The sequence below is a fragment of the Pseudomonas leptonychotis genome (genome assembly GCF_004920405.1).
GTDB lineage: Bacteria > Pseudomonadota > Gammaproteobacteria > Pseudomonadales > Pseudomonadaceae > Aquipseudomonas > Aquipseudomonas leptonychotis.
Genome location: NZ_RFLV01000002.1, coordinates 116,588 through 138,106, shown reverse-complemented (window position 1 = coordinate 138,106; position 21,519 = coordinate 116,588). Strand labels below are relative to the sequence as shown.

Sequence of the window (21,519 nt, the reverse complement as noted above, 5' to 3'; positions counted from 1 at the left end):
ATCTTGGATCCGTCGCCGAGCAACTGGCGCCTACCGCGCCCCGGACAACTGCCACCAACTTGGAGGCTGAGCAAATGAGCTGGATCAGCGCCCTCGCCGAACTGCAGCAGCAAGGTCAAGCTTGCGTGCTGGTGACCATCATCGAAGAGCGCGGCTCAACCCCGCGCAATGCCGGCTCGAAAATGGTGGTCACCGCTGACCGCATTTTCGAGACCATCGGTGGCGGTCATCTGGAATACAAGGCGATGGAGCTGGCCCGCGAAATGCTCGACAACCGCAGCCAGGACACCCGCCTGGAGCGCTTCAGCCTGGGCGCCAGCCTCGGCCAGTGCTGTGGCGGCGCGACCGTGCTGCTGTTTGAACCCATGGGCCAACCGCAGGCGCAGATCGCCGTATTCGGTGCAGGCCATGTCGGCCGCGCGCTGGTGCCGCTGCTGGCCAGCCTGCCGTGCAAGGTGCGCTGGATCGACTCGCGGGAAAACGAGTTCCCTCAGCATATCCCGGCAAACGTGGACAAAGTGGTCAATGACGAGGTGGTCGACGAAATCGAGTGCATGCCTGCCGGCAGCTACTTTATCGTCATGACCCACAACCATCAGCTCGACCTGGAGCTGACCGCGGCAATCCTCAAGCGCAACGACTTCACCTACTACGGCCTGATCGGTTCGCAGACCAAGCGCAGCAAATTCGAACACCGCCTGCGTGATCGCGGTTTCAGCCCTGAAGTGATGCAGCGTATGCGTTGCCCCATGGGCCTGGCTGAGGTCAAAGGCAAGTTGCCGGTGGAAATCGCCGTGTCCATCGCCGGCGAAGTGATCGCCACCTATAACGCCGCTTTTGGCCAAGAGAGCAAAAAGGGCCAGTCCAGTGTTGCCAAGCTACTGCCCGCCTCTCGCCGCAGCCAGGCCTGACTATCTGCTCAAGCGCACGCGCGCCTGAGCGACCAACTCCATAGATTGAGATAAGCGTTACATGACTAGCCCAGTGAAAGCCTACCGCGCCGCCATTCTGCACAGCATCGCCGATCCGGCCGTGGTGGGCGTTGAGCAATCCTATGAATACTTCGAAGACGGCCTGCTGGTTATCGAAAATGGCCAGGTGGCCAAAGTCGGCCCTGCCGCCGATCTACTGCCCACCCTCAAGGGCGTGGAAATCACCGAATACCGCGATGCGCTAATCACCCCCGGTTTTATCGACACCCATATCCACTACCCGCAAACCGGGATGATCGCCTCGTATGGTGAGCAACTGCTGGACTGGCTGAACACCTACACCTTCCCCACCGAGCAGCAGTTCGCCGACAAGGCCCATGCGGCTGACGTGGCTGGCATCTTCCTCAAGGAGCTGCTGCGCAACGGCACTACCACGGCCCTGGTGTTCGGCAGCGTGCACAAGCAATCGGTAGACGCCTTCTTCGAGGCCGCCGAGGCGCTGAACCTGCGCATGATCGCCGGCAAGGTGCTGATGGACCGCAACGCACCGGATTACCTGACCGACACCCCAGAATCCGGCTATGCCGACAGCAAAGAGCTGATCGAGCGCTGGCACGGCAAGGGCCGCCTGCATTACGCGGTAACCCCGCGCTTTGCTCCAACCAGCAGCCCGGAGCAACTGTCGCTTGCAGGTAAATTGTTCGGTGAATACCCAGACCTGTACATGCACACCCACCTGTCCGAAAACCGCAAGGAAATCGAATGGGTCAAGGCGCTGTTCCCTGAGCGCAAGGGTTACCTGGATGTGTACGACCACTTCAAACTGATCGGCGCCCGTTCCGTATTCGCCCACGGCGTGCACCTGTGCGACGACGAGTGCAAACGTCTGGCTGAAACCGGCTCGGCCGTGGCCTTCTGCCCGACCTCCAACCTGTTCCTTGGCAGCGGTTTGTTCGATCTGAATAAGCTCGAAGAACACGGCGTACGCGTCGGCCTGGGCACCGACGTCGGTGCGGGCACCAGCTTCAGCCAGCTGCAATCGTTGAACGAGGCGTACAAGGTCATGCAGTTGCAGGGCAAGAAACTCGACCCGTTCAAGTCGCTGTACCTGGCCACCCTCGGCGGCGCCAACGCACTGTACCTGGACGACAAACTCGGCAACTTCCTGCCCGGCAAAGACGCCGACTTTGTGGTGCTCGACTACAACGCCACGCCGCTGATCAGCTACCGCATGCAGCAAGCCAAAAGCCTTGATGAACGCTTGTTCGCCCTGACCATGCTCGGCGACGACCGCGCGATTAAAGAAACCTTCGCCGCCGGCGAATCGGTACACCGACGCGGCTGATAAAACCTCAGCCACTAAAAAGCCCCGCAAATGCGGGGCTTTTTAGTGCAGCGCCGCTTAACGGCTGGCGGCGTTGCGAGGCGCTTTCTTCTTGGTGCCGGGCAGCAGGTGCGAAAACACCGCATGCAGGTCATCGGAGGCGGTTTCGCCGTCCAGGTTGAGCTTGGCGTCAACGCTGTCCATGTGGCGCATCATCAAGTCCACCGCCACCTCGACATTACCGGCCTCAATGGCATCGATCACCTGATCATGCTCCGCATCCGAGCAATGGGTGCGGCTGTTGCTCTCATACAAGGCGATGATCAATGAGGTTTGCGAGATCAGGCTGCGCAGAAACCCTAACAACGTCAGGTTGCCAGCGGCTTCCGCTAATTTAAGGTGGAACTCACCTGACAAACGAATGCCCATGCCGCGGTCACCACGGGCGAAGCACTCACGCTCGTCAATCACCATCTGACGCAACGCTGCAATCTGCTCAGGCTTGGCATTTTTGCAAGCCAACTCAGTAATCGCACGCTCAATCATGCGGCGCACATAAAAGATTTGCCGGGCTTCTTCAGCGCCTGGACTGGCGACTACGGCACCTCGGTTTGGCCGCAATAGGACAACGCCTTCGTGGGCCAGGCGCGATAACGCGCGACGAATAATGGTACGGCTAACGCCGAAGATCTCACCGAGCGCTTCTTCGCTGAGCTTGGTGCCAGGAGCCAGGCGTTGCTCAAGGATGGCATCGAAGATATGGGCGTAAACGACATCGTCCTGAGTCCCGCTGCGAACGGTTTTACCTTCGCGCGTCTGCTTCTTAAGGGGCTGCAATTGTTCGTTCATTGTGGCTCGCGTAATCAAAATTCGGCGGTTGCTGATGCAACTCTACTGCGTACCACCCACCTTCTGGCAAGGTAAGTCAGTAAAAAGTCACAAATAAAAAGCCCCTGCATTGTACACAATATGATCAACACGTCCATCTTCAGTGGCTTCACGCGGCTTCGCAAATAGGTGGGTGCACGCATGCACTGGGCCGGTTCCACTAGCCAGTCCTGGCATCGCGAAAACATCCGTTCAATTAAAAAACACGTCTCTGCTTGCAAGGTCAGCCTGAAGTAACCCATCAGCACTCGCTGCGGTAATCAGCCTCGCTTCCTGCGCAGCAGCTAGCTGACGCACCGCACCACTCAGCCACTAGAAAGCGACCTGTTGTGTATAGAGACAAAAACCGAGTACACAGTGTTTTTTAACAAGAAACATTATTTGCTTTTTTTGTATACAACATCATAATCGGCTGCAGTGTGATTTCTTGACCGACAAGTCAGCTAGCACGCCAACAAGCCTAACGCACCACCTACCTCAGAGAGCCGAGCAGTGCGCAGCACAGGCTCTGGGTGGCACACAACAAGAGATGAGGAGTACCCCTGTGGAAAGCGCTAAACAAGAACAACTGGCGACGCAGATGCAAGAGCTGAACAGAACCGGCCTACTCGACCGCTTTTTCAAATTGACCGCAAACCGTACCAACATCAAAACCGAGCTGATTGCGGGTGTAACAACCTTCTTCACCATGGTCTACATCATCTTCGTCAACCCCAGCATCATGGCAATCGCCGGCGTTGATCAAGGTGCCGCCTTCGTTGCGACCTGCGTCGGTGCCGCCTTGGGTTGCTTCCTGATGGGCCTTTACGCCAACTGGCCAGTCGGCCTGGCACCCGGCATGGGACTGAACGCGTTCTTCACCTTCACCGTAGTCGGCGACATGGGTTACAGCTGGGAAACTGCCCTCGGCGCGGTATTCCTCTCCGGCATCCTGTTTATGATCATGAGCCTGTCACGCATCCGCGAATGGCTGCTCAATAGCATCCCGATGAGCCTGCGCTTTGCCATGGGTGCGGGGGTCGGCTTGTTCCTCGGCCTGATCGGCCTGAAAACCGCCGGTATCGTTGTCGACAGCCAAGCCACGCTGCTAACCATGGGCAGCTTCGCTAACCCCAATGCGCTGCTGGCCGCCATCTGCTTTCTGCTGATCGCTGTGCTGAGCCACCGTAATGTGTTCGGCGCCATTTTGTTCAGCATGCTGGCCGTCACCGGTATTGGCATGGCGATGGGCATGGTTGAGTACACCGGGATGGTGTCGATGCCGCCAAGTCTGGCGCCAACCTTCCTGGCGATGGACATTGCCGGTGCCTTCCAGATCTCGATGATCAGCGTGGTGCTGTCGTTCCTCTTTGTGAACATGTTCGACACCGCCGGCACCCTGATGGGCGTTGCTCACCGCGCGAACCTGGTGGATGAAGACGGCAAGATTCAGAACCTGTCTCAGGCGTTAAAAGCCGACAGTACCTCCAGCGTTATCGGTTCTCTGGTTGGCTGCCCGCCCGTTACCAGCTATGTCGAAAGTGCTGCCGGTGTAGCGGCAGGTGGTCGTACCGGCCTGACAGCCGTGACGGTTGGGGTACTGTTTCTGGCGGCGATGTTCTTCGCCCCGCTGGCCGGGATGATCCCCGCCTACGCCACCGCAGGCGCGCTGATTTATGTAGCGATGCTGATGATGAGCGGCATGGCGCACATCGACTGGAAAGACAACACCGACACCATCCCCGCTATTGTTACTGTGGTGATGATGCCGCTGACCTTCTCCATTGCCAACGGTATCGCGCTGGGCTTCCTGACCTACGCAACCTTGAAGTTGCTGACCGGTCAGCGCGACAAGGTTTCACTCAGTCTGTACGTGCTGTGCGTCATTTTTATCGCCAAGTTCGCCTTCCTGTAAGGTTGGCCAACTAGCACCCAGGCCCCGGCACTGCTCGCCGGGGCTTTTGCACACCTGGAGAACCGCAATGAGCCTGGAAACCTGGCTGCTCTTCGCAAGCGCTGCACTGGTAGTGATTTTGATACCTGGCCCGCTCTCACTGCTGATGGTCAGCAACAGCCTGAACTATGGCTTGCGCCGCTCAGCGCCGGCGTTTATCGGCGGCGTTTCCGCCTCGCTTTGCCTACTAAGCGCATCAGCACTGGGCCTCGGCGCGTTGTTGCTGGCATCTGAGCGACTGTTCAGCCTGCTGAAGATTGTCGGTGCGCTCTATTTGTTCTACCTCGCCTGGCAGAGCTGGCAGGAGTCACGCAAAGCCGCCAAGCCAGTGACGGCGGAAGAACAACCGGTTAACCCCGGTTTTCGCAGCATGTTCTGGAAGGCCTTCGGCCTGGGCGCCAGTAACCCCAAGGACATCCTGTTCTTTGCTGCCTTTTTGCCGCAGTTCATCAGCGCCGAGCACTCGATGCTCCAGCAGTTGCTGGTGATGATCGCCACTTGGGCGGTGCTCGATCTGGCCTGCAAGCTGTTCTACGGCCTCAGCGCCCAAGGCGCGGCGCGCTACTTGCGTTCGGGCAAGGGCCAAGTTTGGTTCAACCGTATCAGTGCAGCGCTGTTTGGTGGCGCAGGTGCAGCCTCGCTGCTCAGTCGCTAAACGCAAGCTCATTGCCGGCTGGTATTGGCCTGCCGGCAAAACCAGACTCCGCTTCGTTCAGCCCCCACACTCAATCATGTCCGCTGAACCCGCCTTAGCGGGTTACGGCGCAACTCACGCTGTGAGTATTGATAACTCGTGGCCAGCGCGACAATTTGCTGTGCCATGCATTGCCGCGTCGACTTGGAGGCCCACCAGGCGGCGGTTATACAGACGAAAAAAAGCCCGCAGTGTGGGCGGGCTAACGACTCTTAAATGAGTCAGAGGGTGACAAGCATTCGGTCAATCAACTACCGCGGTAGGTCGAGTAGCTGTAGGGGGAAATCAGTAGAGGGACATGGTAGTGCTCTTGCGCGGCATCGATGCCGAAGCGCAGCACCACAACATCGAGAAAAGCCGGCTCAGGCAATACAACCCCGCGTGCACGGTAATAGTCGCCCGCATGGAAATGCAGCTGGTAAACGCCACTGCGGTAGTCGTCACCCTGCAGCACTGGCGCATCGCAACGACCATCGTGGTTGGTTTCAACGCTGGCGAGCAGCTCAAGCTGAGCACCTTCAACCCGGTACAGCTCGATTTTCAGCGCGCTTCCAGGGCACCCGTGGGCAGCATCCAGTACGTGTGTGGTCAGTCGTCCCATCGCTTATGGATATCGATGCGCTTAAAGCAACACCGATACCGCACCTCCTCTACTTTTGTTGAATTCGGTGGTTCATCAGGCTAGCTAGCCTAAATTGGCGCTCAGCTTAGCATGTGAAGCCTAGAATAAGACACTTTTGCATAATATTGTACACAATAATCTAGCTATTTTATCCGTTAGCTAACTCACCAGAAGGCTCTCTAAAGCGGTAGAGGCTGATAGACAGAGGCTTCATGGCAAAAAGCATGACGTACAGGACAAATTCGGCCATAGAGCAATAATTTAGAAAATAAGTGGATTTTAGATTTACAAGATGCAAAGCATTTTGTATACAATTAGCCCATCACGGTCGCGCAACGCATCTATGCTTGCCCAATGACCGCCACAAACAGCCAGAAGGAAGACTGCAGTGAGCGCTGACTATCCACGCGACCTGATCGGTTACGCCAACAACCCACCCCACCCGCACTGGCCGAATGATGCGCGCATCGCCCTGTCGTTTGTCCTCAACTATGAGGAAGGCGGCGAGCGCAACGTGCTGCATGGCGACAAAGAATCCGAGGCGTTTCTCTCCGAGATGGTTTCCGCGCAGCCGCTACAAGGCGCGCGCAACATGAGCATGGAGTCGCTCTACGAATACGGTAGTCGTGTCGGCGTCTGGCGCCTGCTGAACCTGTTCCAGAAACACAACATCCCGATGACCATCTTCGCCGTGGCCATGGCTGCGCAGCGCCACCCGGACGCCATTAAAGCCATGGCTGCCGCCGGTCACGAGATCTGCAGCCACGGTTACCGCTGGATCGACTATCAGTACATGGACGAAGCGCAAGAGCGCGAGCACATGCACGAAGCCATCCGCATCCTCACCGAGCTGACCGGGCAGCGTCCGCAAGGTTGGTACACCGGGCGTACTGGACCGAACACCCGCCGCATCGTGCGCGAGGAAGGTGGCTTCCTCTATGACAGCGACACCTATGACGATGACCTGCCCTACTGGGACCCTGCCAGCACCGCCGAAAAACCGCACTTGGTGATCCCTTACACCCTGGACACCAACGACATGCGCTTCACCCAGGTGCAGGGCTTCAACAAGGGCGATGACTTTTTCCAATACCTCAAAGACGCCTTCGATGTGCTCTACGCCGAAGGTGCTGCCGGCGCACCAAAAATGCTTTCGATTGGCATGCATTGCCGCCTGCTCGGTCGCCCTGCGCGCCTGGCATCGCTGGCGCGCTTCCTTGAATACGTGCAGAGCCACGAGAAAGTCTGGTGCGCCCGCCGCGTTGACATTGCCAAACACTGGCACGCGACCCACCCATTCACAGAGCAGCCTGCCAAGGAGAGCTCGAAATGAGCCGTTTTCAAAGCCTGACCCCGTCCCGCCTGAGCCGTGAAGACTTCGTTAAAGCCTTCGCCGACATCTATGAGCATTCGCCTTGGGTCGCTGAACGCGCCTTTGACCTGGGCCTGGATGACAGCATCAACGACATCGACGGCCTGCATCAGCGCATGGCCGATCTGTTGCTCAGTGCCGGCCACGCTGAACAGCTCGCGCTGATCAACGCTCACCCGGACCTAGCCGGCAAAGCCGCTGTACGCGGTGAACTGACACAAGCCAGCACCTCGGAGCAATCCGGTGCCGGCATCCACGAATGCACGGCTGAAGAGTTCCAACGCTTCACCGAGCTGAACGACGCCTACAAAGCGAAGTTCGCGTTTCCCTTCATCATGGCGGTCAAGGGCAGCAATCGGCACCAGATCCTCGCGGCATTTGAGGAGCGCATTCACAACTCCACAGAAGCCGAGTTCACCCGGGCTCTGACTGAAATCAACAAGATCGCGCTGTTCCGTTTGCAGGCTCTATAGAACTTGCAACGTCGCCTGTTTACAGGCGTACCGCCACCTCCCCACGCCATCTAAAAGGCACCGATAAGGCAGATATCCATGAAAGCTTACGCCGTACCCTTTGAGAAATACGTCAACCTCGCCGACGCACGTCTGGGCACTAAGGCCATCTCGGTCACCGACGATTGGTTCGCCGACGTCAACCGCCTGTTCCAGCCGACCCCGGCCGTATGGAAGGAGGGCGTTTTCGATGACAACGGCAAGTGGATGGATGGCTGGGAGTCGCGCCGCAAGCGCTTTGAAGGCTACGACAGCGCGGTAATCCGCCTGGGCGTACCCGGCTCGATCAAGGGTGTGGACATCGACACCAGTTTCTTCACCGGTAACTTCCCGCCGTCCGCCTCCCTGGAAGGCTGCTTCGTGACCGAAGGCGACCCGACTGACGCCACCGAGTGGACTGAAGTACTGGGCGCGGTTGAACTGCAGGGCAACAGCCACCACTACCATGAAATCGCCAATGCACAGGCCTTCACCCACCTGCGCTTTAACATCTACCCAGACGGCGGCGTAGCCCGTCTGCGCGTTTACGGTGTACCGTTCCGCGATTGGAGCAATGTCGGCGACAACGAAGAAGTCGACCTGGCTTCCGCCCTTAACGGTGGCCGCGCCTTGGCCTGTTCGGATGAGCACTTCGGCCGTATGAGCAACATCCTCAACCCGGGCCGTGGCATCAACATGGGTGATGGCTGGGAAACCGCTCGCCGCCGCACCCCAGGTAATGACTGGGTGATCGTCGCCCTCGGCGCGCCGGGCTCGATCGAGCGCATCGTCGTCGACACCCTGCACTTCAAAGGCAACTACCCGGACAGCTGCTCGATTCAGGGCGCATTCGTTAAGGGCGGCACCGACAGCCAGATCGAAACCCAGAGCCTGTTCTGGCGCGAACTGCTGCCAAGCCAGAAGCTGGAAATGCACGCTGAGCACGAATTCAACGAGCAGATCAAAGACCTCGGCACCCTGACTCACGTGCGTATCAACGTGTTCCCGGATGGTGGTATCAGCCGTCTGCGTTTGTTTGGCAAAGTCGCCAAGTAGAACCTGCAGATGCATCTTCTGTGGGAGGGGCTTCAGCCGCGCTAGCTTGCAACGCTCGCGGCTAAAGCCCCTCCCACATAAACGCACAAGCAACCGAACTTAAAAACAGAAGACCCACATGCGCAAACTGATCATCGAGCCCTTGAGCAAAGAAGCCTTCGCCCCGTTCGGCGATGTTATTGAAACCGAGGGCAGCGAGTTTTTTATGATCAATAACGGCTCTACACGCCGTTATCACAAACTGGCAACGGTCGAGACCGCGCAGCCAGAGGACAACGCGATCATCAGTATTTTCAGCGCCGAAGCGCTGGACATGCCGCTGACCGTGCGCATGTTGGAGCGCCATCCGCAGGGCAGTCAGGCGTTTATACCGCTGCTCGGCAATCCCTTTCTGATCGTGGTCGCGCCAGTTGGCGATGCACCTGAATCAGGTTTGGCCCGCGCCTTCCGCAGTAACGGCAGGCAGGGCATTAATTACCATCGCGGCGTTTGGCACCACCCGGTGCTGACGATCGAAAAGCGGGATGACTTCCTGGTGGTTGATCGCAGTGGTTCTGGTAACAACTGTGATGAGCATTTCTTTAGTGACGACGAGCTGTTGCTCCTCGCCCCCCACCAATAAGAGAAGCCCAGCAACCGGCGTGCCGGCACTGGGAGTGAGGTACTGATTGTGGAAGCACATTTGATTGAGTGGCTGAACCTGAGCATTCGCTGGGTGCATATGATCACCGGCGTGGCCTGGATCGGCGCATCCTTTTATTTCGTCTGGCTGGAAAACAACCTCAACCGGGTTAACCCACGAGACGGCCTGTCGGGCGACTTATGGGCGATTCACGGTGGCGGTATTTACCACCTGGAAAAATACAAACTGGCCCCGCCGAAAATGCCGGAGAACCTGCACTGGTTCAAATGGGAAGCCTACTTCACCTGGATGTCCGGCGTAGCCCTGATGATGGTGGTGTATTACCTCAACCCGAGCCTGTACCTGGTTGCGCCTGGCAGTGACATGGCTCCAGCTGTCGCCATCGCTATTGGCCTTGGCTCGCTGGTGGTGGGTTACGTGGCGTATCACTTCCTCTGCGACTCGGTCCTGGGCAAGCGCCCAGCGCTACTCGGCGCGGTGTTGTTCGTCCTGCTGATCGCGGCGGCCTATGGTTTCAACCTGATCTTTAGTGGCCGCGCGGCTTACCTGCATGTGGGTGCGATCATCGGCACCATCATGGTCGGTAACGTGTTCTTCACCATCATGCCGGCCCAGCGCGCACTGGTTAAGGCCATCGAAGACGGCACCACGCCAGATCCAACCCTGCCAGCCAAAGGCCTGTTGCGTTCGCGCCACAACAACTATTTCACCCTGCCGGTGCTGTTCATCATGATCAGCAACCACTTCCCGAGCACCTACGGCAGCCAGTACAACTGGTTGATCCTGGCAGGCATCGCGATTCTGGCGGTATTGGTGCGTCACTACTTCAACACCCGCCACGACAGCAGCAAGTACGTCTGGACCCTGCCCGCCGCCGCACTGGGCATGATCTGCCTGGCCTACGTCACCGGACCAAGCCCAAGGGTCAGCGCACCACAAGCTGCGCCAGTTGCGGCCATCAAGTACGCACCGATCCCAGCAACCGGTGTTAGCGGCAACCCCAAAGCACTGGAAGCCGCAAAAAAAGCCGCTGCGGCGCAGAGCGAAACCAGCGCGCCAGCAGAGCAACCGGCCGCCAGTGCTGACAGCAACTTTGCTCAGGTGCAGGCCGTGATCGCAGAGCGTTGCAGCGTGTGCCATTCGGCGACACCGAGCAGCCCTATGTTTAGCGCACCACCTGCCGGCCTGATGCTCGACACCCCAGAGCAGATCAAGGCACAGGTTGCAAAAATCCACGCCCAGAGCGTTGCTTCGCAAGTCATGCCACTGGGTAACATCACCCAGATGACCCAGGAAGAGCGCGACCTGATCGGCGCCTGGATTGATCAAGGCGCGCAGATCAACTGATCAAGCGCGCCACTGAAATGCCGCACGCTTAATTGAGTGCGGCATTTTTATATCTGCCAACAGCTAAATCCCCCTTCGGCCTTCTCGGACAGACTTACCCACTGCTCTGCTAAACACTATGCACAGGTCATCTGCACCACAGAAATTGCGGGGCTATGCACCCGGCAAATGGTTATCTGACTGACGGTTCATTTTTTGTGCACAATCCTAAAATAAATTGTTTTTATCAGTGTGAACAAGTTGCTATAGTCAATCCATTCTGACCAAGCGGACAAGTTTTCGCAGCCATCAGAGAAGAGGCGCCGTGAAGCCTCGTGTAAGCCCATGACCTTATAAAAACAACTGGCAGGCTATGACATGACCACGACTCACAGCACAGACAGCACAGCTGCGCCTGTAGCGAACAACGACCTTATCTACCAACTCGATGACACCCCCGCCTTTGCCCCGGCGATCTTCGCCGCGCTGCAACATGTACTGGCCAGCTTCGTTGGCATCATCACCCCCACCCTGATCATCGGCGGCGTACTCGGCCTCGGCGCGTATGTGCCTTATCTGGTCAGCATGGCGCTGTTCGTTTCAGGCCTGGGTACCTTCATACAAGCCAAACGCATTGGCCCGGTCGGCTCAGGGCTGCTGTGCCTGCAAGGCACCAGTTTTGGCTTTCTCAGCGTGATTCTCAGCGCCGGCTTTATCGTTAAAGGCCGTGGCGGCAATGAAGAGGAAATTCTCTCGACCATCTTTGGCGTGTGCTTTTGCGCCGCCTTTGTCGAGATTGCCTTCAGCCAGTTCATCAACAAACTGCGCCGGGTTATCACCCCAGTGGTGACCGGCACCATCATCTGTTTGATGGGTTTGTCGCTGATCAAGGTCGCCATGACCGATATAGCCGGCGGCTTCGGTGCGCCTGACCTGGGTGCACTGCACCACCTGGGGCTTGGCGGTTTGGTGCTGGCCACCATCGTTATTCTTAATCGCTTCCCCTCACAGGTGGTGCGCTTATCAGCGGTGATCATTGGCCTCGTCTTGGGCTTCGGCGTGGCCTGGTACACCGGTAAGGTGGACTTCGCCAATATGGCCGACGTGCCCTTGGTCAGCATCCCGGTGCCGTTCAAATACGGCTTCAACTTTGACTGGGTCGCGTTTGTGCCCATCGCCGTAATCTTCCTGATTACCCCGCTGGAAACCGCTGGCGACCTGACCGCCAACTCGATCATCTCCAAGCAGCCGGTTAAAGGCCCGCTGTACATGCGTCGGATCAAATCCGGGGTGCTGGCCGATGGCTGCAACTCGGCCATCGCCGCCATGTTCAACAGTCTGCCGATGACCACCTTCAGCCAGAACAACGGTGTGATTCAGTTAACCGGCGTGGCGAGCCGCCATGTCGCCTTCTATATCGCCGGCATCCTGGTGCTGCTTGGTTTGTTTCCTGCGGTAGGTGCGGTGTTGCAGCTAATGCCCAAGCCCGTGCTCGGTGGCGCCACGCTGATCATGTTCGGCACGGTGGCAGTAGCCGGTATCAAGATCCTGACTGAAGCCGGCCTGCACCGCCGCAATGTGCTGATCGTTGCTATATCCCTGGGCCTCGGCCTAGGCGTCGCAGCCGTACCGGAAGTGCTTTCACAGATGCCGGATGCGCTGAAGAACATCTTCGGCTCCCCTATCACCATCGGTGCTTTCAGCGCCATTTTGCTGAATATCTTTTTGCCAGAAGAACACCTGGAGCTGGAAGAAAACGATTACGACCCCGAAGCCCACTTGCACACCGTGCTGCAAAACCCGCAGAACGACAGTGCTACGGCTATGCCAAGCACCAACCGCGACACACTCAACGCAGCGCCGCGTACCAGCTGAACAATAGCCTTTTGCCTGAAGGCCCTGCGGCTCGCCGCAGGGCAGAAACCCTTGTAAGTCCAATAATAAGGAAACCCCGATGAAACTGAAGCACCTGCCCCACTGCATCGCCCTCTCTGTCGGACTGTTCTCCGGCCAGCAGGCCATGGCCGAGGGCGCATTCCTCTGGCAAGACACCAGCCTCTCCTATCTCTATGGCAGCAACTTTCAGCGCCTGAATTTCAACGATGAAGAGCAGCGTTCGCAAACCACCTTCACCCTGGAGAACGCCAGTGGTTGGACCTGGGGCGACACCTTCTTCTTCCTCGACTACATCGACGCCGACAATGCGCAGGCACGCGGCAGCAACTTCGGCAACCTCGATATCGACAAGAAGAGCAACTTCTACTACATGGAGTTCTCGCCACGCGTCAGCCTCAGCTGGCTGACTGACCAGGACTTGTCCGTAGGCCCCTTGAAGGATGTATACGCAGCCTTTACCTATGAGAAAGGCAACGGCGGCCCAGGCACCGAAAACTACCTCTATGGCATCGGCACCGCCTGGAACGCTCCAGGCTTCGCTTACCTGAACGCCAACCTGTATGCGGTGAAGGTCAATAACCACATCTTCTTTGATCATGACTTCAAGGCTTCAGACAAGGGCAACGGCCACACCTACCAACTGACCGTGAACGGCGCGTACCCGTTCGCCATTGGCGAACAGGACTTCGTGGTCGACGGCTATATCGATTGGCGAGCGCCGTCCAAGGACGCTGGCACCCAGACGTCGGTCGGTTCCTCGATCCAAATCAAATGGGATGCGGGCAAGGCGCTGTTCGGTGAAGGACGCAAACTCTATGTCGGCACCGAGCTGAACATGTGGCACAACAAGTACGGCATCAGGCCGATTGATGGCAGCACCGATGGTTTCGATCAAACCGCTGTGCAAGCGTTGGTGAAGTACCACTTCTAAACGCTTAAAGCGGGCTGCCGGGTAGGCGGTAATCCGTACCCAAAAGGGATGGCAAAACTGCCATCCCTTTTTTTATTGAGCCTTGCATCAAAGAAGCAAGGCTGCGTGTAAACATGCGCAGGCAAGCCCGCCTCTTTGCCGCGCGTATCGGTCCCATGGCCATCTGCCGCGTGCTTTACTTCGGCGAGTCGTCGCCTAGGTTCACTGAATCGAATCCGCTAATCTTTTCGCCCCACAAGCGCCTCGCACCGCGACCAATCAGGCGGCTTGATTGAGCAGCAACACGCCTGCCTATAAAGGGCCATAGTGGTTGTCGGCGAAGGATTACAACATTAGATTAGCTAATTATCTTAGGCACCCATCATAAGCAGAAGGGATAAACATGGCGCTTACTGACCAGTCCACCCGTATCCGCGAAGGCGAAGAACTCGACACCGCGGTCATCGACCAGTACCTCAAGGCGCATATCCCCGAGCTGACGGGTGAGCCTCGCATCAGTCAATTCCCAGGCGGCGCTTCTAACCTGACCTATCTGCTTGAATACCCCGGCAAGGAATTCGTGCTGCGCCGCCCGCCATTTGGCCACAAAGCCAAATCGGCCCACGATATGGGCCGCGAGTACCGCATTCTTAATCAGCTCAATGCCGGTTTTCCCTACTGCCCGAAGGCTTATGCGCATTGCACTGACGAATCGGTGATTGGTGCCGAGTTCTATGTCATGGAGCGGGTCAACGGGATCATCTTGCGCTCCGAGATGCCCGCCGAGCTGAATTTCAGCGCTGAGCAGACCCGCGATCTGTGCAAAAGCTTTATCGACAAAATGGTCGAGCTGCACAACGTCGACTATCAAGCTTGCGGCCTGGGTGATCTGGGCAAGCCTGAGGGCTATGTGCAACGACAAATCGGCGGCTGGAGTGATCGTTACGACAAGGCGCTAACCCCTGACGCACCGCTGTGGGAACCGGTCAAAGCCTGGCTCAAGGACAAGATGCCGGCTGACCATCACAAGCCTGGCATCGTGCACAACGATTACCGCTTCGATAACGTGATCCTCAATCCGCAGAATCCAAGCGAGATTATCGGCGTACTGGACTGGGAGCTGACCACCATCGGCGACCCGCTCATGGATTTGGGTAACACCCTGGCCTATTGGATCGAAGCCGGTGACTCGGCGCCCATACAGCTGATGCGCCGCCAGCCCAGCAACGCCCCTGGCATGCTTACGCGTCAACAGTTCGCTGACTACTACGCCGAACGTTCAGGCATCGAAATCAAGAGCATCGACTTCTACTACACCTACGGCCTGTTCCGCCTGGCCGGCATCGTGCAGCAGATCTACTACCGCTACTTCCATGGTCAGACCCAGGACAAACGCTTCGCGCAGTTCATTCACATGAACAAGCTGCTGGAGCAAATGAGCCTGCAGGTTATCAATAAGTCACAGCTGTAAACGGCCGAACAGGCCTCTCAAATCAGGAAAGGAAAAGCTTATGTCCAAGACCCAACTGTTCGACCTTGACGGCAAAATCGCCTTTGTTTCCGGTGCCAGCCGTGGCATCGGTGAAGCCATTGCCAAACTGCTGGCTCAGCAAGGCGCCCACGTAATCGTCTCAAGCCGCAAGATCGATGATTGCCAGAAAGTCGCCGATGCCATCATTGCCGAAGGTGGTCAGGCAACTGCCATGGCCTGCCATATTGGTGAAATGGAGCAGATCACTAACGTCTTCGCGCAGATCAGAGAACAGTTCGGCCGCCTCGACATCCTGGTCAACAACGCCGCCACCAACCCGCAGTTCTGCAACGTATTGGACACCGACCTGGGCGCGTTCCAGAAAACCGTCGATGTGAACATCCGTGGCTACTACTTCATGTCCATCGAAGGCGGCAAGTTGATGAAGGCCAATGGCGGCGGCAGCATCATCAATGTCGCCTCGATCAACGGCGTCTCGCCAGGCGAAATGCAAGGTATTTACTCGGTCACCAAAGCTGCAGTTATCAGCATGACCAAGGTCTTTGCCAAGGAATGCGCGCAGTTCGGTATCCGTTGCAACGCGCTACTGCCCGGCCTGACTGACACCAAGTTTGCCTCCGCGCTGGTGAAGAACGACGCGATCCTCAAAATCGCCCTGCAACGTATCCCACTCAAGCGCGTAGCCGATCCAAGTGAGATGGCTGGCACCGTGCTGTACCTGGCCAGCGATGCATCCAGCTACACCACCGGCGTAGCACTCAATGTGGATGGCGGCTTCCTCTCCTGAGCCCTGAAAAACGCCACAGCTAAAAAAGGGACCCTAGGGTCCCTTTTTTATCGCCTGCACTTCACTGCCAGTCTTTCAACGCTTGCTTGGCCGCGGGATTCATCGGTTCGGCCAGCAAACCGGCAGGCGTCAGATTGATGCTGTAAACCGCCTCATCGGCAAGCGGCAGGTAGGTTACCCGGCGCGCCTGCGGATCAAAGATAAACAGATCATGTTGACCCAACCGCAGCCAGCGCCACAGATCAATACCATAAGGGCTGCGCGCCAGCTCGACACGGGTGTGTTGCGACAGGTTCTGTTGTTCGATGGAGAGGAAACGCCCTGAGAGTTTTTCCAGACGATAACCGGGCTGCAAACCGATCAACGCCGCAAGCCCCTTCCACTGCAGAAAACGCGCATCCAACTGCCAGAGATCGCCCTCCATAGTCAGGGTGCGCTCGCGCCCACCTTCCAGGAGGCTGACCCGATACAGCGGGCCATCCGCCTTAAAGCTCAAGGTCGCCAACGGCTTGCCTTCGGCAATCGGCGCGTAGCTGCGCAAATCGTTAGCCAACATACCAATCAACGCCGCCAGTGCGAGAAACGCCAAGCCGCAGGTGCCGCGCAACCAACCGATAAACCACTGCCGGTTGAACAGGATGCGCGCGGCAACAAACGCCGCCAGTAACCCAAGCAATGCCGTTGCCCATGCCAGTCCGCCGTATTGCATCGCCGTGCATTCCTTCTGCTTGTAATTGACGGCATTATGCGCAGCTACCCAGCTGACGAACAGCAAGAGAACACCACAATTAGACGCAGGGCCTATTTTTATGCTCTGCGGCCTATGTCAGATACCCTGCAAGCTTGCGCGCCACAACGTTAAAAACTCTGCCGGAAACTACTCATGGATTTCCCATTTGAACTCAGTGTCGAGCTGTCGACGCTGGCAATTCTCGTCCTCGTCGCGTTTATAGCCGGCTTTATCGATGCTATTGCCGGCGGCGGCGGCTTACTGACCATCCCCGCACTTCTCACGGCTGGTCTACCGCCCCACCTGGCCTTGGGCACCAACAAACTCAGTTCGTCCTTCGGTTCGGCAGCTGCCAGCTACACCTTTTACCGGCGCAAACTGTTTGACCCCAGCCAGTGGCGCAATGCATTGATAGGTACAGCGTTGGGCGCATTGCTTGGCGCCGCGATGGCACAGTGGGTACCGTCTGCCTGGCTGAACCAATTACTGCCAGCCGTGGTATTTGCTTGCGGGCTTTACTTGCTACTTGGCAAAACCCCAGCAGCACCGTTACTCGCCGACGCCCCTATCGCCAAGGGTCGGCAATGGCCGCAAAGTTTGAGTTTGGGTTTTTATGACGGTGTGGCAGGCCCTGGCACTGGCGCGTTCTGGACGGTCAGCAGCTTACTGCTCTACCCGCTCGACCTGGTACGCGCCAGCGGCGTAGCCCGCAGCATGAACTTCGTCAGCAATATCTGTGCACTGAGCGTCTTCATCATCAGCGGGCAAGTGGCTTGGCTGCTGGGCATCTGCATGGGCTTGGCACTGATGGTTGGTGCGTTTCTCGGTGCACGCACGGCGATCAAGGGCGGTTCGAAGTTTATCCGCCCGGTATTTATTCTGGTGGTGCTGGGGTTGACCGTGCGCTTAGCCTGGCAGCACTGGTTCGGGATGACCTAAACGGCGCGCAACGTACACATCGATCAGGTGACGTGCAATTGAACGTGTCGCCGGCAATGGCGGCAAATCGTGCACGTTAAACCACTGCGCATCTTCGATTTCATCGGCCTGCATGACGATATCACCCGAGTCATATTCAGCATGAAAGCCCAGCATCAATGAGTGTGGGAACGGCCAGCCCTGACTACCCAGGTACTGCAAGTTCTTAATCTCGACCCCCACTTCTTCACGCACCTCGCGCGCCACACAATGCTCCACCGACTCGCCAGCCTCCACAAACCCGGCCAGGGTGCTGTAGACACCGCTGACAAAGCGCGGTGAGCGTGCCAACAGCACCTCATCACCGCGGGTTACCAGCACAATCATGCTGGGCGATAGTCGCGGGTAATGCTGCAACTCACAGCGCACGCAATGCATCGCACGCTCGCCTGGAATGTGCTGCATTGTCTCGCCGCAACTGCCACAGAAACGGTGCTGGCTGGCCCAGGTGCCAATCTGCGTGGCATAGCTGAGCAACTTGAAGGTATCGGCATCGCCCTGCAGCATAAATTGGCGCAGGCTCTGCCAGGCGCAACCCTGCATGTCGAAAGGCTGGCTCAGTTCCAACAAGTAGATGGCGTCACCATCAAAGTGGCCCAAGCCATGTTCGGCGACAATTGGCAGATCCTGCTGCTTGAGCCACTCGCGCGGAAACAGCACACCATTACTGTCGGCCAAGAAATGCTGCTTAAAATGCGCGACGACCCAGCCACCCGGTAGCTGGCTGTCGAGCAACGTGGGCTGCCAACGCTGCATATTCAAGCCCCCAGCGGCATACCCAATGCCCGCACGCTTTCAGCGGCGAGATCGAGCACACTGGGTTGGGTTTCCGGACGCATCACCGCACCGGCCTCAAGGTAATACTCGAGGCTGCTCAGCGCATCAGCGAGCGTTTCCAGCATCTGTTCGGACGGCATCTGCGGCGCATCGAACATCTGCTGTTGGATGTAGTCCGCACAAGCGCCCACTAACATCGCCGCACGCTCTTGATCGAGGAACCACAACCCGCCACGAACCGCCTGCAAGCTGAACGGTACGTTGGACAAGTGCATACGCTCACCGCTTGATTCGAGGTACGCGGTAATTGCCCGTTTGGCCAAAGCCAAACCGGCCTGCGCCTCATCGACCACAACAATGCGTGCTTCGTTAAGCTGATGCTGGGCAAACGAGTCAGCCTCATTACCCGGCTGCGCCTGGGGAGGCCGTGCTTCACGGCGCTCGCCACTCTCTAGGCTGGCTACCATGCCTTCGACGTACAACACCGTGTCCGCCAGCTTATGCAGCTCCTGCGGTTGCGGCGCGCTCGCCTCCGTCCAGCTGGCAACGATCTGTAGCTGAGCACTCAGGGAATTGCCGGCCGAGCTGAGACCGACCATACCCAGGGTTTTGCTGAGTTTGCCGAGCAAGGCATGCAGGCTATTGAGGCTCTCGCTTTGCAAGGTGCCACGCTCGATCAAATCGAGCATGTCTTTGACGCTATTGAGCTCTTCACGAATTGCCGAACTCAGCGAGCGCATGACCGCTTGCCCAGGGCCTGCCAAACGCTGGTATTCCTCCTCCAGCAGATGGTCCGTGAACGGTAGCGGTGTCAGGCCAAAAATCTGATTCAGGACTGTTGCTTGCGGCCCCTGGGTGCCCGCCAGGGCCACGAGATACAGCAGTTCTTTGAGTAGGCTGCGTGGCGCTTCGTACTGACTGTTAACGAGCATCTGCTTGAGTTCGCGATCAATGCGCGAAAACAATTGTTTACGCGACTTGCGTGCCAGCAATTGGCCGTCAACCTGCGCCTCAACGGCAGCAGCACCGACCCAGCACACTCGACCACGCGGCTCGTTGGCAAACAAGTTATCTAGACGGGTCAGCGCGCGTCCCATTAACTTGAGACTGGCCTGCGGATTTTGCTCACGAATAAAACCTAGCAGCCCCACCTGATACATATGCCGCAAACGGCGACCTTCACTTTCACGCGCCGCACCATCAACCGACGGCGGCGAGGTTCGTGGACGGGCATGATCAAGGCGCACGCTGAAAAAGAAACTTTCCGGCAAGCCTGGCTGACCACCTGCTTGACGCAGGTCATTGATCGCCGGCAGCAACAGCTCGGGCATTTCCTGACGATGCGCGTCAACGCTCTCCAGGTAGCGGCGTAGCACATGCAATGCATTACTCAGGGCGGAAAGCTGCACGTCACGCTCTTCGCCGGCCCCTGCTGGGATGTCGGTGGCCTGATCCAGCACTTCCTGCGCCAGCAGTTCCGCACCGGTCAGCTCGATCAGATTCAGCGTGCCGCGAACCTGATGCAAATTCTCCACCGCTTGCTGCAGCAGGCTGCCGTTATGGCGGTCGGCGATGAACTGTTCAAGGCTCGACTCGGCCTCTTCCATCGTGGTGAACAGTTCAGCGCGCACTAAATTAAGCGACGTGGCTCCAGAAACCATGAGCTATTGCGCCTCCCGCGTGGGTGATAAATAAAAGTGGAAGGACAGCATCAGTCAGCGAACTCCGGCTTCTGCTTGCTCATATGAGCCGTCATGGCCACGCGCAAATCCGCCGACTGCAGCATGGCAGCGTTCCAGGTGGCGATATATTCCAGGCCATCATCAACACGGTGATCGCGCATGTAGCGAATCATCTCTTTGGTGCCACGGATAGCCACCGGCGACTTGCTGGCGATTTCGCGGGCAATCCCCATCACACCATCAAGCAAGGCATCGGCATCGGCATAAGTGCGATTGACCAAGCCAATGCTGCGGGCTTCCTCACCATTAATGGTGCGCCCGGTAAATGCCAGTTCGCGCATCATGCCATCGCCAATAATACGCGGCAGACGCTGCAAGGTACCGACGTCGGCGGCCATGCCAATGTCGATTTCCTTGATGGAGAACTGTGCATCATCGGTCGCGTAACGCATGTCACACGCCGAGACCAAGTCAATCGCACCACCCAGGCAATAACCCTGAATAGCAGCCAAAACAGGCTTACGGCAGTTGTCTACGGCATTGAACGAAGCTTGTAATTCGAGGATTTTGCGCCGCAGCTTTTCGGCATTGCGACCGACGTCCGGACCCATCTGGCTGCCCAACGAGGCCAACATCATCAGGTCAATGCCTGAAGAGAAATGTTTACCGGCGCCGGAAATCACCACAGCGCGCACTTCATCGGTGTCGTCGACCCAGCGGAATATTTCGATGATTTCGCGCCAGAAGTCCGCGTTCATCGCATTGACCTTTTCCGGGCGGTTGATCACCACATGGGCGACCTTATCTGCCAACACGACATTAAAGGCTTTGTAGTCGGACACGGCAGTCATCCTCAGCTGTGGCGCAAGCGCGCAATGGAAATGTTCTTATGATAAAAATCGAGCAACTATAACAACCAACCGACAAATGTCGATGCTGACCACTGTGACGCAGAACACGCCATTAAAGTTAAGCTCAATTTTTAC

Annotated in this window: 20 protein-coding genes; 14 read left to right on the top strand and 6 right to left on the bottom strand. The window is 57.6% G+C overall.

Going from position 1 to position 21,519, the window contains the following annotated elements:
* Positions 1 to 74: 74 nt before the first annotated feature.
* The gene (gene xdhC, locus D8779_RS11290) at positions 75 to 911 is read left to right on the top strand and encodes a xanthine dehydrogenase accessory protein XdhC (protein ID WP_136664584.1); all 837 of its coding nucleotides are present in this window, start codon (positions 75 to 77) and stop codon (positions 909 to 911) included.
* 61 nt (positions 912 to 972) lie between these two features.
* A complete protein-coding gene (gene guaD, locus D8779_RS11285) occupies positions 973 to 2,277 on the top strand; it encodes a guanine deaminase (protein ID WP_136664583.1) in 1,305 nt (434 codons plus the stop codon).
* A 57-nt stretch (positions 2,278 to 2,334) separates the two neighbouring features.
* On the opposite strand, the gene D8779_RS11280 is transcribed toward guaD, so the two are convergent.
* Positions 2,335 to 3,105 carry a GntR family transcriptional regulator gene (locus D8779_RS11280; RefSeq protein ID WP_136664582.1) on the bottom strand — a complete coding sequence of 257 codons (771 nt, stop codon included), beginning with the start codon at positions 3,103 to 3,105 and terminating at the stop codon, positions 2,335 to 2,337.
* A 583-nt stretch (positions 3,106 to 3,688) separates the two neighbouring features.
* Between D8779_RS11280 and D8779_RS11275 the strand changes: the two genes are divergently transcribed.
* On the top strand, positions 3,689 to 5,038 hold the full coding sequence (locus D8779_RS11275) for an NCS2 family permease (RefSeq protein WP_405118044.1): 1,350 nt from the start codon (positions 3,689 to 3,691) through the stop codon (positions 5,036 to 5,038).
* A gap of 67 nt (positions 5,039 to 5,105) precedes the next feature.
* Entirely contained in the window at positions 5,106 to 5,732 is a 627-nt protein-coding gene (locus tag D8779_RS11270) for a LysE family translocator (RefSeq protein ID WP_136664581.1), read from the top strand.
* A gap of 286 nt (positions 5,733 to 6,018) precedes the next feature.
* Here the strand turns inward: D8779_RS11270 and uraH are convergent, their stop codons facing one another.
* A complete protein-coding gene (gene uraH, locus D8779_RS11265; protein ID WP_136664580.1) occupies positions 6,019 to 6,372 on the bottom strand; it encodes a hydroxyisourate hydrolase in 354 nt (117 codons plus the stop codon).
* 409 nt (positions 6,373 to 6,781) lie between these two features.
* On the opposite strand from uraH, the gene puuE reads away from it, so the two are divergent.
* The 9 genes from puuE (at position 6,782) to D8779_RS11220 (ending at position 16,366) form a co-directional block, all read left to right on the top strand.
* Positions 6,782 to 7,726 (top strand): allantoinase PuuE, encoded by a 945-nt coding sequence (gene puuE, locus D8779_RS11260; protein WP_136664579.1) that lies wholly within the window; start codon positions 6,782 to 6,784, stop codon positions 7,724 to 7,726.
* A complete protein-coding gene (gene uraD / locus D8779_RS11255; protein ID WP_136664578.1) occupies positions 7,723 to 8,238 on the top strand; it encodes a 2-oxo-4-hydroxy-4-carboxy-5-ureidoimidazoline decarboxylase in 516 nt (171 codons plus the stop codon). Before puuE ends, uraD begins: the two co-directional genes overlap by 4 nt.
* 78 nt (positions 8,239 to 8,316) lie before the next feature.
* On the top strand, positions 8,317 to 9,312 hold the full coding sequence (gene alc / locus D8779_RS11250; protein WP_136664577.1) for an allantoicase: 996 nt from the start codon (positions 8,317 to 8,319) through the stop codon (positions 9,310 to 9,312).
* Between the two features lie 118 nt (positions 9,313 to 9,430).
* Positions 9,431 to 9,934 carry an ureidoglycolate lyase gene (locus D8779_RS11245; protein ID WP_136664576.1) on the top strand — a complete coding sequence of 168 codons (504 nt, stop codon included), beginning with the start codon at positions 9,431 to 9,433 and terminating at the stop codon, positions 9,932 to 9,934.
* A 48-nt stretch (positions 9,935 to 9,982) separates the two neighbouring features.
* Entirely contained in the window at positions 9,983 to 11,302 is a 1,320-nt protein-coding gene (locus D8779_RS11240; RefSeq protein ID WP_136664575.1) for a urate hydroxylase PuuD, read from the top strand.
* A 357-nt stretch (positions 11,303 to 11,659) separates the two neighbouring features.
* On the top strand, positions 11,660 to 13,156 hold the full coding sequence (locus D8779_RS11235; protein ID WP_136664574.1) for a nucleobase:cation symporter-2 family protein: 1,497 nt from the start codon (positions 11,660 to 11,662) through the stop codon (positions 13,154 to 13,156).
* 79 nt (positions 13,157 to 13,235) lie between these two features.
* Positions 13,236 to 14,108: an outer membrane protein OmpK gene (locus D8779_RS11230; RefSeq protein WP_136664573.1), complete on the top strand. Its 873-nt coding sequence runs from the start codon at positions 13,236 to 13,238 to the stop codon at positions 14,106 to 14,108.
* Positions 14,109 to 14,490: 382 nt separating this feature from the next.
* Positions 14,491 to 15,558: a phosphotransferase family protein gene (locus D8779_RS11225; protein WP_136664572.1), complete on the top strand. Its 1,068-nt coding sequence runs from the start codon at positions 14,491 to 14,493 to the stop codon at positions 15,556 to 15,558.
* Positions 15,559 to 15,598: 40 nt separating this feature from the next.
* Positions 15,599 to 16,366 carry an SDR family oxidoreductase gene (locus D8779_RS11220; RefSeq protein ID WP_136664571.1) on the top strand — a complete coding sequence of 256 codons (768 nt, stop codon included), beginning with the start codon at positions 15,599 to 15,601 and terminating at the stop codon, positions 16,364 to 16,366.
* 61 nt (positions 16,367 to 16,427) lie between these two features.
* On the opposite strand, the gene D8779_RS11215 is transcribed toward D8779_RS11220, so the two are convergent.
* Positions 16,428 to 17,075: a hypothetical protein gene (locus tag D8779_RS11215; RefSeq protein ID WP_136664570.1), complete on the bottom strand. Its 648-nt coding sequence runs from the start codon at positions 17,073 to 17,075 to the stop codon at positions 16,428 to 16,430.
* 174 nt (positions 17,076 to 17,249) lie between these two features.
* Here D8779_RS11215 and D8779_RS11210 point away from each other — a divergent pair, with 174 nt between their 5' ends.
* On the top strand, positions 17,250 to 18,035 hold the full coding sequence (locus D8779_RS11210; RefSeq protein ID WP_136664569.1) for a TSUP family transporter: 786 nt from the start codon (positions 17,250 to 17,252) through the stop codon (positions 18,033 to 18,035).
* Here the strand turns inward: D8779_RS11210 and nudC are convergent.
* Genes nudC through D8779_RS11195 form a run of 3 tightly spaced genes read right to left on the bottom strand, consistent with a single transcriptional unit; the run spans position 18,003 to position 21,375 of the window.
* A complete protein-coding gene (gene nudC / locus D8779_RS11205) occupies positions 18,003 to 18,830 on the bottom strand; it encodes an NAD(+) diphosphatase (RefSeq protein WP_136664568.1) in 828 nt (275 codons plus the stop codon). The genes D8779_RS11210 and nudC overlap by 33 nt on opposite strands.
* Before the next feature lie 2 nt (positions 18,831 to 18,832).
* Positions 18,833 to 20,512 carry a FimL-related protein gene (locus D8779_RS11200; protein WP_136664567.1) on the bottom strand — a complete coding sequence of 560 codons (1,680 nt, stop codon included), beginning with the start codon at positions 20,510 to 20,512 and terminating at the stop codon, positions 18,833 to 18,835.
* A gap of 50 nt (positions 20,513 to 20,562) precedes the next feature.
* Positions 20,563 to 21,375 (bottom strand): crotonase/enoyl-CoA hydratase family protein, encoded by an 813-nt coding sequence (locus D8779_RS11195; RefSeq protein ID WP_136664566.1) that lies wholly within the window; start codon positions 21,373 to 21,375, stop codon positions 20,563 to 20,565.
* Positions 21,376 to 21,519: the final 144 nt, after the last annotated feature.

What these genes read in the sequence shown, in the direction of transcription:
- uraH (WP_136664580.1), bottom strand. Translation starts at nt 6,372, where the DNA reads ATGGGACGACTGACCACACACGTACTGGATGCTGCCCACGGGTGCCCT.
- D8779_RS11220 (WP_136664571.1), top strand. Translation starts at nt 15,599, where the DNA reads ATGTCCAAGACCCAACTGTTCGACCTTGACGGCAAAATCGCCTTTGTT.
- guaD (WP_136664583.1), top strand. Translation starts at nt 973, where the DNA reads ATGACTAGCCCAGTGAAAGCCTACCGCGCCGCCATTCTGCACAGCATC.
- D8779_RS11235 (WP_136664574.1), top strand. Translation starts at nt 11,660, where the DNA reads ATGACCACGACTCACAGCACAGACAGCACAGCTGCGCCTGTAGCGAAC.
- D8779_RS11210 (WP_136664569.1), top strand. Translation starts at nt 17,250, where the DNA reads ATGGATTTCCCATTTGAACTCAGTGTCGAGCTGTCGACGCTGGCAATT.
- nudC (WP_136664568.1), bottom strand. Translation starts at nt 18,830, where the DNA reads ATGCAGCGTTGGCAGCCCACGTTGCTCGACAGCCAGCTACCGGGTGGC.
- uraD (WP_136664578.1), top strand. Translation starts at nt 7,723, where the DNA reads ATGAGCCGTTTTCAAAGCCTGACCCCGTCCCGCCTGAGCCGTGAAGAC.
- D8779_RS11245 (WP_136664576.1), top strand. Translation starts at nt 9,431, where the DNA reads ATGCGCAAACTGATCATCGAGCCCTTGAGCAAAGAAGCCTTCGCCCCG.
- D8779_RS11215 (WP_136664570.1), bottom strand. Translation starts at nt 17,075, where the DNA reads ATGCAATACGGCGGACTGGCATGGGCAACGGCATTGCTTGGGTTACTG.
- alc (WP_136664577.1), top strand. Translation starts at nt 8,317, where the DNA reads ATGAAAGCTTACGCCGTACCCTTTGAGAAATACGTCAACCTCGCCGAC.
- xdhC (WP_136664584.1), top strand. Translation starts at nt 75, where the DNA reads ATGAGCTGGATCAGCGCCCTCGCCGAACTGCAGCAGCAAGGTCAAGCT.
- D8779_RS11280 (WP_136664582.1), bottom strand. Translation starts at nt 3,105, where the DNA reads ATGAACGAACAATTGCAGCCCCTTAAGAAGCAGACGCGCGAAGGTAAA.
- D8779_RS11200 (WP_136664567.1), bottom strand. Translation starts at nt 20,512, where the DNA reads ATGGTTTCTGGAGCCACGTCGCTTAATTTAGTGCGCGCTGAACTGTTC.
- D8779_RS11270 (WP_136664581.1), top strand. Translation starts at nt 5,106, where the DNA reads ATGAGCCTGGAAACCTGGCTGCTCTTCGCAAGCGCTGCACTGGTAGTG.
- D8779_RS11225 (WP_136664572.1), top strand. Translation starts at nt 14,491, where the DNA reads ATGGCGCTTACTGACCAGTCCACCCGTATCCGCGAAGGCGAAGAACTC.
- D8779_RS11230 (WP_136664573.1), top strand. Translation starts at nt 13,236, where the DNA reads ATGAAACTGAAGCACCTGCCCCACTGCATCGCCCTCTCTGTCGGACTG.